This window comes from Bacillus sp. P4_E1 (assembly GCF_056401715.1).
Genome location: NZ_JBFUIV010000008.1, coordinates 150,825 through 166,602, shown reverse-complemented (window position 1 = coordinate 166,602; position 15,778 = coordinate 150,825). Strand labels below are relative to the sequence as shown.

Below are 15,778 nucleotides of genomic sequence, written 5' to 3'. Positions count from 1 at the left end.
TTAACCATCCTATGCAAGAAAGTTTAGATAGCTAAAAGCATATGTTTTATTGAAAGGGTGTGATTGAATTATGGAACGGACGAATTGGGGAATTGGAGGATTAGTATTTGTTGGCTGCATGTTTCTTGGCGGAGGAGTGGGATCTATATTAGGCGATACTCATGCTGGATGGCTAATAGGAATGGGCGCTGGATTTATTGGGATGGCTTTAACGAGACTGGTCAGAAAGTAATATAACGGGATTCTTCTTATGATGAACAATGTAATTAATTAATGGCATAAGAGCTCTATAAATTATAGCTAGAACCTTATCTTTAGTATTTGTCTTTTCTAAATTTCTCCATACATAGATACGATTCTCAAGTTGGAGGCTGGCACCTTAGGGTGTCTTTTTTATGCTCTTTAAAAATGTTTTAACATATAATAGCCGAGTTAATTCAAGTAATCAAGCTAATAGATTTCGTTAGATTGCTATCATTTTTTTGTAATAGAATAGATTCATTACCGTTTCAGACCGATGTATTCATTCATAACCTAACAGTAAAAGGGGGATGATTAAAGGCATGGCGATTAATGATGAATTAATTTGTCAACAGTTTGCAAGAATTATCGGTGGCCAAGAAGGATTCGCCGGTGGAAAATGCGTGGCAACAATAAATCGGGATGAAATACAAGCAACTATCTTAGGAAAACGTTTTAGAGTAACAACTTCCTTCTCATTCGAATCAAGAGATAATAAAACTGGACAGGCATTATGTCTAGGTCGGATAGCGCTCTTACAAAAAGAAGTTACTGAATTTGTTGCTACAATTATTAAACAAGGAATAATCGTTTCGTCTATACACAATGAGTGGTTATGTGATGAGCCGAATTTAATTTACGTTAATATCGAAGACGTTGATGATCCGCTAAGTTTCGCAAGGAAAGTTAGAAGAGCGTTATGCAATTAACCAATTTATTTAGTTAAATGAGCAATATAAAAGGATCTTTAATTGAAAGATCCTTTCATACATAAGATGAAGGTTTTCCCTTGTATTTTATTAATTAAGTTCGCTTGACTAGCAAACGAACTTGGAGGGAGTACTGGAACCATACAATAAATACATTGAGGGGGCATGTTTGAGCTATGGACCTATCCCCCCGTTCTAATTAACTAAAAGAAGAATTTTCCCATACCGATTAGACTACTAAGCATTCCGATTCCATTCATGGTTCCTTTTCCTGCTGTCAGTAAGTTTCCAAGCATTCCTGGCTGCCCGTTATTCCCCCATCCTGGAGAATTTCCAAAAACACCCCAGTTATTATTGGTATTAAAATGAAAAGCTTTGGCTGGCGGTGATAGTAAAGCGGCAATATGACCTTGTGCGAACATCCCTGTATGATTGAATGGTTGGGGCCAGGGGATGGGAGGTTTTTGAAAATTAAAACCTGCATGGCCTGGTAATGGAGCCCAATTAGCAGGATGTCCTTGGGGCATCATCCCTGCATAATGGATTGGCTGACCTAAAGGGAAGGGAGGGGGCTCGGGAGTGAAACCCGTATAATTGGCTGGTGAATCCCAACCAAATGGATAGACTCGACAACTCAAATTCTCAGGAACCTTCAGACCATCCATTCCCTGAGCTTTAGTTATTTGAGGTTGTGAATGTAATGATGACATTGAAATTTGGTTATTATATTGCTCCCCGTTTCCATTTGAATTCAAATACCAATATTGGTGCATAAGCTTATTCCCCTCACTTTAAAAATGTAATGTTAGACTTAGCCTATGTAATATTCCTTTTTATGGATGGTTACATAACTAGATTTACAAGCCCGTATTTAAAGGAATGGGTGTGTGGTCTTGTTGATTTATTCCGCTATTTGTGGACAGTAAGACACCGTCCCCTCAAAATTCAGCGAAAGCAAAAAAGTTAGATGGGGGGCTTTTAGAAGGGTATTTTCAGTTGCTCCTTTTGTTTATTTCAGCCTAATTTAATTTCGGTTAACAAACGTGTTTATAAAGGTTTAATCAACAAAAAAAATTTAAAATGTTATGTTGAGCAAGTAGAATTGCTAAAAAGAGAATATCCATTCGAAGAGTTTGGCAAAATACTGCAAGGACAATGTATTCTTGTGCAGATATGCAAAAGATTTAAATGAATCAATGGAATTTATAATGAAGGGGCAAATGAATATATGAGTGAAACATTACATAAAAGAAAACCACCATATTTAATGCTTGTAATCCTTTTTATTGGGGCATTTGTTTCATTTCTAAATAACTCGCTTTTAAATGTAGCTTTGCCATCAATAATGAAGGATTTAGACATTAAAGATTATTCGACGATCCAGTGGCTTTCTACAGGGTATATGCTTGTAAGTGGTATATTAATTCCGGCATCAGCATTTTTAATAACCCGCTTCTCCAATAGGAGCTTATTTATTACATCTATGGTGATTTTTATTTTTGGTACGGCCTTAGCGGCTTTAGCACCGAACTTTAGTTTATTACTTACTGGCCGGATGGTTCAAGCAGCAGGTTCCTCAGTCATGGGGCCTTTGTTAATGAATATTATGCTAGTAAGCTTTCCAAGAGAAAAAAGGGGAACAGCAATGGGGATTTTTGGATTAGTTATGATTACAGCTCCAGCAATTGGACCGACACTATCGGGTTATATTGTAGAGTATTATGACTGGCGTTTGCTTTTTGAAATGATTTTACCGTTAGCAATCATTAGCTTACTGTTAGGGATTTGGAAATCGGAGAATGTCATGAGACAAAACAAAAATGCAAAACTTGATTATCTCTCATTACTATTATCTTCTATCGGTTTTGGCGGTTTGTTATATGGATTCAGTTCTGCAAGCTCCGACGGTTGGACGAATAAAGTTGTTTTAACAACCTTAACCATAGGCGCTATTGCCCTAGTTACTTTCATTGTCCGCCAATTAAAAATGAATGAACCGTTATTGGATTTACGTGTTTACAAGTACCCAATGTTTGCACTTGCGTCTGTAATTGCGATTGTTAACGCAGTGGCCATGTTTTCGGGTATGATTTTAACACCAGCTTATGTACAAAACGTCCGCGGTATTTCGCCGCTGAGCTCTGGGCTGATGATGCTTCCAGGTGCGGTAATAATGGGGATTATGTCACCAATTACAGGTAAACTATTTGATAAATATGGCCCTCGTATTCTTGGTATAGTAGGACTTTCTATTACAGCCGTTTCAACTTATATGCTAGCAAACCTGCAACTCGACTCTAGTCACACGCATATTATTCTTATTTACACACTGCGGATGTTTGGGATGGCGATGGTGATGATGCCACTTATGACAAATGGTCTTAATCAATTGCCAACGCGCTTAAATCCGCACGGTACAGCTGTTAATAATACAGCTCAACAAGTGTCCGGTTCGATTGGTACTGCTATTCTTGTTACGATTATGAATTCTGTAACAAAAACAAAAGCTGAAAGTCTAATGGTTGATGTAGATCCTACAACCTTCACAGAGGCTACGAAGGCAATGTTAACTCAGAAGGCTTTATTATCCGGAATTCAATATTCATTCTATGTAGCGCTTGGCATGAATGTTGTTGCACTACTATTAGTTTTTTTCGTTAAACGTGTAGATACAAGTGCGGAAGCTGTCGAGAGGTTAAATCGGTAGAGTAAAATAAAACTTAAGATCATGATTCCTATAAGTTTTTGCTGTTTAGTTAGACTATGAAGAGATGCAAATTTCTGCTGCTAAGGCGCTGGTATTTAAATTTGGAAAAGAACCAGTGAAATAATTATATATAGTAAAAAGGATCTGATATTCATATCAGATCCTTTTTCATTAGTAACACAGTATACTTGCTTATCGTATTTGTTTGAATTGACATTAGGAACTACTGGTTTTCCCAATACTACAATCTTTAGCTCTCAATTTCTGATAAACATTATAATAATACGCTTCATTTTAATTTAGTATTTTCTCTGCAAGTTATAAATCTAATATCAACAAACAACTTAGATTACCAACCTTATAAGCAATATCATAATCGTGAATAGTTAGGGAAAAGATAAAATAAGGTAATCAATTACATATCTTTATCCCAGGCGATTCATTGCTATCTTCTTTTTATTGAATGGGATATTTTATTTCATGCTTTTTTGAAAGGGTGTTTTTAATGGATAAAAAAGTATCTGCCATTCCTCAACCGAAAACATATGGATTGCTGGGGAATCTCCCATTAATCGATAAAGATAAACCGACCCTATCCTTTATCAAGATAGCGGAAGAGTATGGTCCCATTTTTCGAATTCAAACTTTAAGTGATACCATCATTGTCGTTTCTGGACATGAACTGGTAGCAGAAGTCTGTGACGAAACAAGATTTGATAAAAGTATAGAGGGTGCTTTAGCGAAAGTTCGCGCCTTTGCTGGAGACGGATTATTTACAAGCGAGACTCACGAGCCTAACTGGAAAAAAGCTCATAATATTTTGATGCCTACATTCAGCCAACGAGCAATGAAAGATTATCATGCTATGATGGTTGATATTGCTGTACAACTCGTTCAAAAATGGGCACGGCTTAATCCGAATGAAAACGTAGATGTTCCAGAGGATATGACTCGCCTTACATTGGATACAATTGGTCTATGTGGTTTTAATTATCGATTTAATAGCTATTATCGTGAGACCCCTCATCCTTTTATTACTAGCATGAGCCGTGCTCTAGATGAGGCGATGCACCAATTACAGCGGCTGGATATAGAAGACAAACTCATGTGGAGAACGAAACGTCAATTTCAGCATGATATTCAATCTATGTTTTCTTTAGTAGATAATATTATTGCTGAACGTAAAAGTAGTGGAAATCAGGAAGAAAATGATTTACTTTCCCGTATGTTAAATGTGCAGGATCCGGAAACTGGTGAAAAATTAGATGATGAAAATATTCGTTTCCAAATTATCACTTTTTTAATAGCTGGGCATGAAACAACAAGTGGATTATTATCTTTTGCAATCTATTTTTTATTAAAGAATCCAGATAAATTGAAAAAAGCCTATGAAGAAGTAGATCGGGTTTTAACAGATCCCACTCCAACATACCAACAAGTTATGAAATTAAAGTATATCCGGATGATTTTAAATGAATCGCTACGTCTATGGCCTACTGCTCCAGCATTCAGTCTCTATGCAAAAGAAGATACAGTGATTGGTGGGAAATATCCAATTAAGAAAGGAGAAGATCGTATTTCTGTTCTTATTCCACAGCTACATAGGGATAAAGACGCGTGGGGAGACAATGTGGAAGAATTCCAACCTGAACGATTTGAAGAGCTGGATAAGATTCCCCATCATGCTTATAAGCCATTTGGAAATGGTCAACGAGCATGTATCGGTATGCAGTTTGCACTTCATGAAGCCACACTCGTAATGGGGATGCTTCTTCAACATTTTGAATTCATCGATTATCAAGACTATCAGCTGGACGTAAAACAAACATTAACGCTAAAGCCTGGTGATTTTAAAATTAGGATTCTACCCCGAAATCAAACTATTAGCCATACTACTGTTCTTGCGCCTATAGAGGAGAAACTGAAAAACGATGAAATCGAACAGCAAGTTCAGAAGACTCCTTCTATTATTGGAGCCGATAATCTTTCGCTTCTTGTTCTGTATGGATCGGATACAGGGGTAGCAGAAGGTATTGCAAGAGAACTAGCAGATACAGCTAGTTTAGAAGGTGTTCAAACGGAAGTGGTAGCACTTAACGATCGAATTGGAAGTCTGCCAAAAGAAGGGGCGGTTCTTATTGTAACTTCTTCTTATAATGGAAAACCACCAAGTAATGCAGGGCAGTTTGTGCAATGGTTGGAGGAATTAAAATCGGATGAGCTAAAAGGTGTTCAATACGCAGTTTTTGGTTGTGGAGATCATAATTGGGCTAGTACTTATCAGCGAATTCCAAGATACATTGATGAGCAAATGGCTCAAAAAGGAGCAACAAGATTTTCTACACGTGGAGAAGCGGATGCAAGTGGTGATTTCGAGGAACAGCTCGAGCAATGGAAACAAAGTATGTGGTCTGATGCGATGAAGGCATTTGGATTGGAACTTAACAAAAACATTGAGAAAGAACGCAGTACATTAAGTTTACAATTTGTTAGTCGTCTTGGAGGATCTCCTCTTGCGCGAACATATGAAGCAGTTTATGCATCTATACTAGAAAATCGTGAACTTCAATCATCTAGCAGTGAAAGAAGCACGCGACATATTGAGATATCCTTGCCAGAAGGCGCTACGTATCAAGAAGGTGACCACCTTGGGGTGCTGCCAATTAATAGTGAGAAAAATGTCAACCGAATTTTAAAACGCTTTGGATTAAATGGGAAGGATCAAGTCATATTGAGTGCAAGTGGACGAAGTGTAAATCACATACCTTTAGACAGTCCTGTTAGTTTATTTGACCTTCTTAGTTATAGTGTAGAAGTTCAAGAAGCAGCCACTCGAGCACAAATACGAGAAATGGTGACATTTACAGCATGCCCTCCTCATAAAAAGGAATTGGAATCATTATTGGAAGAGGGAGTTTATCATGAACAAATATTAAAGAAACGTATGTCAATGTTGGATCTTCTTGAAAAGTATGAGGCTTGTGAACTCCGATTTGAACGCTTTTTAGAACTTCTTCCTGCGCTCAAACCGCGTTACTATTCTATTTCAAGCTCTCCACTCGTTGCACAGGATCGTCTGAGCATTACGGTTGGTGTTGTTAATGCACCTGCATGGAGTGGGGTAGGGACATATGAAGGAGTCGCTTCTAATTATTTAGCTCAGCGTCATAATAAAGATGAGATTATATGTTTCATTCGAACGCCACAATCAAACTTTCAATTACCTGAAAATCCAGAAACACCAATTATCATGGTTGGACCAGGTACTGGAGTTGCACCATTCCGTGGATTCTTGCAAGCGCGTCGTGTTCAAAAGCAAAAAGGTATTAACTTAGGACAAGCACATCTATATTTTGGTTGTCGTCATCCTGAAAAGGATTATCTCTATCGTACAGAACTAGAAAATGATGAAAGAGATGGATTAATCTCTTTACACATAGCTTTTTCCCGCCTAGAAGGATATCCTAAAACATATGTACAGCATTTAATAAAACAAGATAGAATCAATTTAATTTCGTTATTAGATAATGGGGCGCATCTTTATATATGTGGTGATGGAAGTAAAATGGCTCCTGACGTAGAAGACACCCTTTGTCAAGCCTATCAAGAAATTCATGAAGTCAGTGAACAAGAAGCAAGGAATTGGTTGGAACGTGTGCAAGACGAAGGGCGATATGGAAAAGATGTTTGGGCTGGAATCTAAATTCGTCTTAATTAGATAAGTAATATTTAATTCACGAACTTCTTTCGACTAAGTATAACTTTAAACAAAATAAACTGATTTATAAAAACCCTGTATTTTTTATTGAATATGGGGTTTTCTTATTTTTAAATAAAAGGGACGTATATGTTGATTCAAAATCCAACAATCTTTATGCTTTATATACACAACATGAATAAAAAGATGACAAAATTTTTATGGTTAGTATGGTAATTTGGAAACAGAAGTCAGCTTAATCTATGAAAACCTTATCAGAGGAGTGATGTAAGTGAGACAAAATGTTTACGATAATCCGAATTTCTTCAAAAACTACACAGCGTTGCGTGAAAGTGGAATAAATGCTAATGACTTCATAGAACAGCCAGCAATCAAATCATTAATTCTGTGTTTGAAAGGAAAATCGGTACTAGACTTGGGTTGCGGTGATGGTCATTTTTCAAAGTATTGTATAGAAAATGGTGCAAAAAACGTAATAGGTGTAGACATATCCAAAAATATGATTGAACGTGCTAAAAAGTTAAATCAGGATGATAACATAGAATTTATGTGTCTTCCTATGGAGGATATGGGACTAGCCAATCAAAAGTTCGACCTGATTATAAGTTCCCTCTCTATACATTACATTGAAGATTACTCGGCAATGATTCAAAAGATTAATGAATTATTAAAAAGCGGTGGTGAATTTATCTTTTCAACCGAACACCCAATAGCAACAGCTCGCAAAGGAAGCAACCATTGGATAAAAACTGAGGATGGTAATACATCACACTGGGCATTAGATAATTATCAAGAAGAAGGAATCAGAGTACACAACTGGTTTGTTGACGATAGTGTGGTTATTTATCATAGAACTGTTGCTACATTAATAAATACTTTAATTGAACACGGGCTTTCGCTGGATAAAATAATCGAACCGCAATCAACTTTGGCAGGGATAGAGAAAATGCCAGATTTAATAAACGAATCGCGAAGTCCATCTTTTATTATAATCAAGTCAAAAAAACAAAATAATCTTTAAAAATATTTACCGCAATCTGGGAGCTTTTATTGAATTACGAAAACAGCCGTTTCACTAAGGAATGGCTGTTTTTTTAAAGAACATAACCGAAAGCCGTTAAACTGTATGCGTTCAAGTTGCTATCATTTTGTAATTATTTTATAAAAGAGGTTGTGAAAATATTGAACATAGGAGTGAGTGAAAATGGCATATTTATTACAAGTTGATTTTCCGTTTGAAGGTCCTTTTGGTGAAGAAATGGAAAAAGCATTTTGGGATTTAGCAAAAAGTATTAATGAAGAAGAAGGATTCCATTCGAAAATATGGACGGAGAATCAAGAAACGAAAGAAGCTGGAGGCATCTATGTATTTGAAGAAAAACAAGATGCTGAAAAATACGCGGAAATGCACAAAAATAGACTTCAAGCATCTGGTGTTAAAGATATTAGAGTAAGAATTTTTCACATCAATGAAAAGTTAACTAAACTGAATCGCGGTTATAGTAAATAATGAGGGACACGGAATTCAAAAAAGAAGGGGGGAATCCCTTCTTTTTTGAATTGATGCTACAGAAAGAATAGCGTGTTTTTTAATTTAGGGTCATCTCTTTTTGATAGTTTGATATCGATGTGACAATACCCCTTTATTATTTTTCAGGTTACAATACATGTATTGCTTCAATAACATATGATCATTCTTAAGAATGTCATTGAAATGTACCAATAGATGTTAGTGCAGCAAAATAAATTGTGTTATGATGTGAGCAAATATAAAGCTATCTAACGGAGGGATTCACATGCCGCATGTTATGTTTCGTGGAATTACTATTGAACAATTAAAAAGCATAAGCAAGCCATTAGTAGAAGAGCTCGCAGATATCTGTGAGTGTGGTACGGATAATTTCACCTTGGAACTACCAAGTTCTACGTTTGTATTCAATGGTGAAGAAATAGAAGCGTTTCCTCTTATTGAAGTGAAATGGTTCGAGCGTGGACAGGAAATTCGTGATCGATTTGCCAAGGCCATTACTACATATGTAATGGATTTTGGACTTCCAGAAGTAGAGGTTGTATTTACGGTTTTCACAGAATCAGCGTATTATATTAACGGGAAGCATTGTGCAAATTAGAGCTATTTGAAAGATTTTTATAACATTAAGAAAAGAAATAGGAGAGAACACCCTATTTCTTTTTATTAATATAATAAAATGTGATGACTAGATCCAAAGTAATGATAATAATTAGAAGTACCAAGTGTATAAGTGCATCCGTTTTCCCATGTTGCAAAGACTTTATAAAGAAATCCCATTCTGTTTCATAGGGAGGCTCTGACCAATTTCGTTGCATTCCGAAAGCTATTCCATTTATCAATTTAGCCAAGAAGACTCCTTCCTCAAGGAGCGTGAAGGACGTAGCCTAGGGAGTAGGAGGGAGATGAATTGGCATCGAACAAGAGATGCCAATTCATCTTAATTGTTCGACATATGTAAAGTGTTACCGGACAATTTGTCATAATCACTTCACTATCAATCGAATGTACGTTTGGTATATGATAGATATATATATATCGAAATGGAGGTGAAACGAAGGATGATCAATAAAGCGTATAAATTTCGTATCTATCCAAATAAAGCACAAGCGATCCTGATCAATAAAACGATTGGTTGTTCTCGTTTTGTATTCAATCACTTCCTATCTCTATGGGATAATGCATACAAAGAAACAGGAAAAGGTTTGACATATGGTACATGCTCTGCCAAACTTCCTGCAATGAAGAAAGAGTTTGTTTGGCTAAAAGAAGTGGATAGTATTGCTATTCAATCGTCTGTTCGCAACCTTGCGGATGCTTATACACGCTTTTTTAAAAAACAAAACAGTGCCCCGCGTTTCAAATCTAAAAAGAACAACGTACAATCTTATACCACAAAACAAACAAATGAAAACATTGCTGTTGTGGGAAACAAAATGAAATTGCCGAAACTAGGTCTTGTTCGATTTGCCAAAAGTCGTGAAGTAAAGGGACGTATTTTAAATGCTACGGTTAGACGGAACCCTTCTGGCAGATACTTTGTGTCATTGTTAGTTGAAACAGAAGTGCAAGAACTTCCGAAAACACATTCTTATATTGGAATGGATGTAGGATTAAAAGATTTCGTCATTTTGTCAGATGGAACAACCTATAAAAACCCTAAATTTTTTCGCTCATTGGAAGAGAAGTTGGCAAAAGCACAGCGTGTTCTTTCTAGAAGAATGAAAGGATCTTCTCGCTGGAATAAACAACGAGTAAGGATAGCTAGGATTCATGAATACATAGCTAATGCTAGAAAAGATTACTTGGACAAAATCTCAACTGAAATCATCAAAAACCACGATGTTATCGGTATAGAAGATTTGCAAGTATCGAATATGCTAAAAAATCATAAGTTAGCAAAAGCGATTAGTGAAGTATCTTGGTCACAATTTAGAACGTTGCTAGAATACAAGGCAAAATGGTATGGAAAACAAGTCATTCCGGTATCCAAAACATTTGCTTCAAGCCAATTATGTTCTTGTTGTGGGTATCAAAATAAAGACGTTAAGAATCTAAATCTTCGTGAATGGGATTGTCCTGAGTGCAATAGTCATCACGACAGAGATATTAACGCAAGTATCAATCTTAAAAATGAAGCTTTAAGGCTTCTAACCGTAGGAACTACGGGGATAGCCTAATGAATTAGAAGCCACTAGGCTTCTGTACTTAGGAATCTCCCACTTCAAACAGTCCGTAAGGACGTTAAGTGGTGAGTAGTTCAAGAAAAAGATAATACTTAATAGGATCCTTCCAACAAATACGGCAACTACTTTTAAATTCCAGTGTTTTATCTTAATTATATAAAGGATTGGAAAGAGTATAAGGATCCAAAAAATAATAATATAGATTGTATTTATCATTCTTTACTCCTAATAAAATAATTTTTTTTAATATAGGTAAATTTTCGGATTGAAGGTATGTTTTATTGTTACTAGTTAAAAACAAGGGCCGGAATTCCGGCTCTTTTTCTATCCCGCAAAATAAAGGTTTACTTCATCTCTCCGTCTCAAAAAACTCAATCCATTCTCCATCAGGACCAGCGAAGAATATGTAACGTGTTCCATCTGGTAATGTTTCAATTTCTTCTCCTAGTAGAAAGGTTACTTTTTGTTTCTTTAGTCTTTCGATTTCATCCTCTAATGAATCCACTTTAAAACAAATGTGATGTACTTTTCCTTCTGCCGGAAGGGAAGAGTTGTAACCTTCAATGAGTTCAAGTATCGTTTCTTTCGATTCTTCCACACCTAAAAAAGCGAGTTTTAAGTCTGGATTTGGGTGCCCCATACGTTTAATGAGCTGTAAGCCAACTACTTCTTTATAAAATGAAATAGATGTTTCTAAGTTTGTAACCATAAGTCCAACGTGTTCGATTCGTCTAACTGGCATGTGGATTCCTTCTTTCTGAAAATTATATACAATATATTATTGAAAATTAAGAAAATAAGCAAGATAAAAACCTTACAAATTTTAGCGTGTTATATGGTATAGTGAGAAAGTATGTTTGGGGAGAAGGAAGGAGATTATACGATGAATACAACTACTCAAACTCCTTCATTATCGGAAACAATGAAAGAGTGGCATTATGCATTAGCATATGAAATTAAACATTGGAAAACGATAGGTGGTAGTAAAATCTCTATCATGAACGGTCGTTTTTTATATACAGATTATGAAAGTACAGTATACGTATTTCAGCTTATTTCGGAAGTAAGCTTACCTGAAGGTTCACCAATTCGAATTGAGTTCGATGGTGAGGAAGCGACAGGGGAAGTATTATCTGTACATGGATTAGAAATCGAATTGAAGTTAAATGATTATATACAAGGTGAAATACGAGAAGCCGTTTTATACAGTGAACCGTGGCAATTGTTAGAACAACTACAAGAGCGATTGAAAGAGGCACATAAGGATAAGTTAAAACGTAATCGTATAAAGCGTCTTGTTGATGGGACGAGCAGTCCGAAACATATTGAAAAGATGAAAAATACGAAAAATGAATTGGCGTATCGTTCTTTTTACAATCCAACAACGTACGTGTGGGGACCACCGGGAACAGGGAAGTCTTACAATTTATCGCGTATTATTTCTGCTCATTATCAAAAAGGAAAATCGGTACTTGTGTTAGCTCATAGTAATGCGGCAGTAGACGTATTAATGAGTGAAGTAACGAAGCAAATTGAGAAGAAGAAGAAATGGACGCCTGGAGAAATTGTTCGTTACGGTTATAGTCAACATGAACATATACGAAATCATGAAACGTTACTTGCATCGAAGTTAGTTGAAACGACGAATGGATCTTGGGGAGAAGAAAGACTCTATTTAGAAGAGACGCGACAAGATCTTCGTGAAAAGATTTTATCATATAAAGCGACTTCTGCTGATAAGAAGCGTATACAAGAGATTGAAAGTGATCTTCGAAAGCAAAAAGCGAAAATTAAAGAAGTAGAAAAAGAATACATTGAAAATGCGAAAGTAATCGGTGCGACTTTATCGAAATGTGCAATTGATTCACTTATTTATGAGCGTACATTTGATTTAGTTGTCGTAGATGAAGTAAGTATGGCTTATGTTCCGCAAATCGCATTAGCTGCTTCACTTGGGAAACGTATTGTCGTTTGTGGTGACTTTTTACAGTTACCTCCGATTGCGATGGCGAACCATGAACTCGTTCGAAAATGGCTCGGTGAAGATATGTTTTATCATGCAGGGATTGTTGATTCTGTAAATAAATCAGAAGCACATCCGAACCTTTTTATGCTGCAGGAGCAAAGACGTATGCATACGGATATATCTAAGTTTACGAATTCATTTATTTATAAAAATAGAGTGTACGATCATCCATCTGTTTCAGAGCGTAAAGAACTTGCGAAACTGCAACCGTTCGCAAATGAGGCGAGTGTTTTATTTGATACGAGCTTAATGGGAGCCTTTTCTTTAAAAGACGCTGCTTCCGGTTCTCGTTTTAATATTATGTCTGGTTTAGTAGCGATGCAAATGATGTTAATTGGATTGTTAGACGGTGTTCAATCTATCGGTGTAGTTACGCCTTACAGGGCACAGTCCCGTTTTTTATCAACGTGTATTAGAGAAATGTTGCAGAAAACGAAATATCAAAACATACCAGTTTTAGCGGCGACAGTTCATAAGTTTCAAGGGTCTGAAAGAGATATGATGATCTTTGATACGGTAGATAGTTATCCGCAAGAACGACCTGGCGTGTTATTCTTTGACCATAAAAATCATCGCCTCGTCAACGTTGCAGTGACAAGAGCGAGAGGGAAGTTCATTCAATTATCAGATTGCCACTACATGCGTAAAAATCTTTCGAGAAAACAAGCGTTATCGCAATTAACAGCTCATATAGAACGTCACGGAGATGTGTATGATCGCACGACATCAAGACAATTGTGGGAGCGAAAGATCTCGAAACGTTTACGCTGGTTTATGGAAATGAATCTTGAAGAGCCGAAAGGGTTATTGAAAGATATTTTAGCCGCAAAACGAAAAATTATCATTTCACTTCCAAGTACAAAGCAAGTGGATAAGCGAGTCTGGCAAGCGTTAATGCGTACAAATGCGCAAATAACAGTGTATAGTGATGGACCAGTTCCGTTAAAAAATGTAAAGTTACAAAGACAAAATAAAGCATTCCCGTTTATCGTAATCGATGATGAAATCTTTTGGGCAGGAGCACCTCTTACATCTCAAATGATGTTTGAAGGTAGTATGGAATTTCCGTACATATGTGCAAGATTACAAGCACCTGAAACAATTGGCGTATTAAAAGGGTTTTTAGATATTCGGTAAATTCAGATAGGAATTCCTTGACTTTTGCCTGGAATGAACTTAGAATGAAAATAATTTAATATAATTTTATGAAAATTCTTATCACGAGAGGTTGAGGGACTGGCCCTATGACACCTCGGCAGCGGATTCTTTATGAATACTGTGCCAATTCCAGCAAGGTAACTTGAAAGATAAGAAAGAAGCTCATTTTGACTGTATATACAGAAGCCTCTTTCTATCTTTTAGAAAGAGGCTTTTTTACGTGAAAATAAAAGGAGGAAGAAAAATGGGAGCGACAGGAGTAACGTCACAAAGAAAAACAATTGAAGAGAGTATAGAAAGAAATAAGGAAAAGTACATAGAAACAAGTCATAATATTCATGCGAATCCGGAGATTGGTAACCAAGAATTTTACGCATCAAGAACGTTAAGTTTGTTGTTAGGAAGCGCAGGATTTCAGTTGCAGCACAATATAGCTGGGCATGAAACAGGATTTATCGCGCGAAAAAGTTCAGGGAAACAAGGACCAGTCATCGCATTTTTAGCTGAGTATGACGCTGTACCAGGACTCGGTCATGCATGTGGTCACAATTTAATTGGCACAATTAGCGTTGCAGCAGCGATCGCGTTATCAGAAACGCTTGAGGAAATCGGCGGAGAAGTTGTCGTGTTCGGAACACCAGCAGAAGAGGGCGGGCCAAATGGTAGCGCAAAATCGAGTTATGTGAAAGCTGGCTTATTTAAAAACATTGATGCGGCGCTTATGATTCATCCGAGCGGAAAAACAGCTCCAACGAGTCCGTCACTAGCAGTTGATCCACTAGATTTTCATTTTTACGGAAAAACAGCTCACGCAGCGGCCTCACCAGAAGAAGGAATTAACGCATTAGATGCGATTATCCAGCTGTATAACAGTATTAATGCACTTCGCCAACAACTCCCATCAGATGTGAGAATTCATGGTGTTATTACTGAGGGCGGGAAAGCACCTAACATTATTCCTGACTACGCCGCAGCAAGGTTCTTCATCCGTGCTGCAACGAGAAAAAGATGTGCGGAAGTAACAGAGAAAGTAAGAAACATCGCACAAGGAGCAGCGTTAGCAACAGGCACAAAAGTAAAAATTCATCAATTCCAAAATGAAATCGATGAACTACTCGTAACAAAAACATTTAATGACGTCGTAGCGGAAGAGTTAGAACTACAAGGTGAAGAGGTAAACCGTAAAGAAAGAGTAGGAATCGGCTCAACGGATGCAGGAAATGTAAGCCAAGTTGTACCGACAATTCATCCGTACATTAAAATCGGTCCAGATGACTTAATTGCGCATACGAATGAATTTAGAGAAGCAGCACGTTCAGAATTAGGAGATAAAGCATTAATTACATCCGCAAAAGCACTAGCAAATACAGCGTATCGATTAATTACAGAAGAAGGGTTGTTAGAAAAGGTTAAGGAGGAGTTTAGGGAGGAGCAGAGGAATCAGGGGTAGGTGGTTAAAATACAGTTGAGTGTTCTCTTTTCGAAAAGAAATCTGATTAATAAGT

General features: G+C 36.8%; 12 protein-coding genes, 2 pseudogenes and 1 riboswitch. Of the genes and pseudogenes, 10 read left to right on the top strand and 4 right to left on the bottom strand.

What is annotated here, in order from left to right:
• Positions 1–70 precede the first annotated feature (70 nt).
• Positions 71–232, top strand: a complete 162-nt coding sequence (locus tag AC1DS7_RS13660; protein ID WP_002190108.1) for a hypothetical protein — start codon at positions 71–73, stop codon at positions 230–232.
• A gap of 319 nt (positions 233–551) precedes the next feature.
• Positions 552–950, top strand: a complete 399-nt coding sequence (locus AC1DS7_RS13655) for a DUF1259 domain-containing protein (RefSeq protein ID WP_002033128.1) — start codon at positions 552–554, stop codon at positions 948–950.
• Positions 951–1,153: 203 nt separating this feature from the next.
• Here AC1DS7_RS13655 and AC1DS7_RS13650 read toward each other — a convergent pair whose 3' ends face one another.
• Positions 1,154–1,723 carry a hypothetical protein gene (locus AC1DS7_RS13650; protein WP_002190107.1) on the bottom strand — a complete coding sequence of 190 codons (570 nt, stop codon included), beginning with the start codon at positions 1,721–1,723 and terminating at the stop codon, positions 1,154–1,156.
• A gap of 455 nt (positions 1,724–2,178) precedes the next feature.
• Between AC1DS7_RS13650 and AC1DS7_RS13645 the strand changes: the two genes are divergently transcribed.
• The 5 genes from AC1DS7_RS13645 (at position 2,179) to AC1DS7_RS13625 (ending at position 9,504) form a co-directional block, all read left to right on the top strand.
• Positions 2,179–3,657, top strand: a complete 1,479-nt coding sequence (locus AC1DS7_RS13645) for an MDR family MFS transporter (protein ID WP_002033130.1) — start codon at positions 2,179–2,181, stop codon at positions 3,655–3,657.
• 505 nt (positions 3,658–4,162) lie between these two features.
• On the top strand, positions 4,163–7,360 hold the full coding sequence (gene cypD, locus AC1DS7_RS13640; RefSeq protein WP_215588335.1) for a bifunctional P-450/NADPH--P450 reductase: 3,198 nt from the start codon (positions 4,163–4,165) through the stop codon (positions 7,358–7,360).
• Positions 7,361–7,646: 286 nt separating this feature from the next.
• Positions 7,647–8,396 carry a class I SAM-dependent methyltransferase gene (locus AC1DS7_RS13635; RefSeq protein ID WP_088039735.1) on the top strand — a complete coding sequence of 250 codons (750 nt, stop codon included), beginning with the start codon at positions 7,647–7,649 and terminating at the stop codon, positions 8,394–8,396.
• A 183-nt stretch (positions 8,397–8,579) separates the two neighbouring features.
• Complete coding sequence (locus tag AC1DS7_RS13630; protein ID WP_098635577.1) at positions 8,580–8,885, top strand: monooxygenase; 306 nt, start codon at positions 8,580–8,582, stop codon at positions 8,883–8,885.
• A 286-nt stretch (positions 8,886–9,171) separates the two neighbouring features.
• The gene (locus AC1DS7_RS13625) at positions 9,172–9,504 is read left to right on the top strand and encodes a DUF1904 family protein (RefSeq protein ID WP_215588334.1); all 333 of its coding nucleotides are present in this window, start codon (positions 9,172–9,174) and stop codon (positions 9,502–9,504) included.
• 52 nt (positions 9,505–9,556) lie between these two features.
• Here the strand turns inward: AC1DS7_RS13625 and AC1DS7_RS13620 are convergent.
• Positions 9,557–9,742: pseudogene (locus AC1DS7_RS13620) on the bottom strand (hypothetical protein); the annotation flags it as partial.
• A gap of 222 nt (positions 9,743–9,964) precedes the next feature.
• Between AC1DS7_RS13620 and tnpB the strand changes: the two are divergent.
• Entirely contained in the window at positions 9,965–11,083 is a 1,119-nt protein-coding gene (tnpB, locus tag AC1DS7_RS13615; RefSeq protein ID WP_016101077.1) for an IS200/IS605 family element RNA-guided endonuclease TnpB, read from the top strand.
• A gap of 18 nt (positions 11,084–11,101) precedes the next feature.
• Here the strand turns inward: tnpB and AC1DS7_RS13610 are convergent.
• Positions 11,102–11,305, bottom strand: a pseudogene (locus tag AC1DS7_RS13610) (hypothetical protein); the annotation flags it as partial.
• A 133-nt stretch (positions 11,306–11,438) separates the two neighbouring features.
• Entirely contained in the window at positions 11,439–11,831 is a 393-nt protein-coding gene (locus AC1DS7_RS13605; RefSeq protein WP_151304372.1) for a VOC family protein, read from the bottom strand.
• 111 nt (positions 11,832–11,942) lie between these two features.
• Here AC1DS7_RS13605 and AC1DS7_RS13600 point away from each other — a divergent pair, with 111 nt between their 5' ends.
• Positions 11,943–14,252: an AAA domain-containing protein gene (locus AC1DS7_RS13600; RefSeq protein ID WP_033730773.1), complete on the top strand. Its 2,310-nt coding sequence runs from the start codon at positions 11,943–11,945 to the stop codon at positions 14,250–14,252.
• Positions 14,253–14,327: 75 nt separating this feature from the next.
• Positions 14,328–14,429: riboswitch (SAM riboswitch) on the top strand.
• A gap of 88 nt (positions 14,430–14,517) precedes the next feature.
• Complete coding sequence (locus AC1DS7_RS13595) at positions 14,518–15,723, top strand: M20 family metallopeptidase (RefSeq protein ID WP_476999050.1); 1,206 nt, start codon at positions 14,518–14,520, stop codon at positions 15,721–15,723.
• Positions 15,724–15,778: the final 55 nt, after the last annotated feature.

Bases quoted from the DNA above. Each gene is read 5' to 3' on its own strand.
- tnpB (WP_016101077.1), top strand. From the start codon at position 9,965: ATGATCAATAAAGCGTATAAATTTCGTATCTATCCAAATAAAGCACAA.
- AC1DS7_RS13645 (WP_002033130.1), top strand. From the start codon at position 2,179: ATGAGTGAAACATTACATAAAAGAAAACCACCATATTTAATGCTTGTA.
- AC1DS7_RS13650 (WP_002190107.1), bottom strand. From the start codon at position 1,723: ATGCACCAATATTGGTATTTGAATTCAAATGGAAACGGGGAGCAATAT.
- AC1DS7_RS13655 (WP_002033128.1), top strand. From the start codon at position 552: ATGATTAAAGGCATGGCGATTAATGATGAATTAATTTGTCAACAGTTT.
- AC1DS7_RS13595 (WP_476999050.1), top strand. From the start codon at position 14,518: ATGGGAGCGACAGGAGTAACGTCACAAAGAAAAACAATTGAAGAGAGT.
- AC1DS7_RS13625 (WP_215588334.1), top strand. From the start codon at position 9,172: ATGCCGCATGTTATGTTTCGTGGAATTACTATTGAACAATTAAAAAGC.
- AC1DS7_RS13600 (WP_033730773.1), top strand. From the start codon at position 11,943: ATGTTTGGGGAGAAGGAAGGAGATTATACGATGAATACAACTACTCAA.
- AC1DS7_RS13660 (WP_002190108.1), top strand. From the start codon at position 71: ATGGAACGGACGAATTGGGGAATTGGAGGATTAGTATTTGTTGGCTGC.
- AC1DS7_RS13630 (WP_098635577.1), top strand. From the start codon at position 8,580: ATGGCATATTTATTACAAGTTGATTTTCCGTTTGAAGGTCCTTTTGGT.
- AC1DS7_RS13605 (WP_151304372.1), bottom strand. From the start codon at position 11,831: ATGCCAGTTAGACGAATCGAACACGTTGGACTTATGGTTACAAACTTA.
- cypD (WP_215588335.1), top strand. From the start codon at position 4,163: ATGGATAAAAAAGTATCTGCCATTCCTCAACCGAAAACATATGGATTG.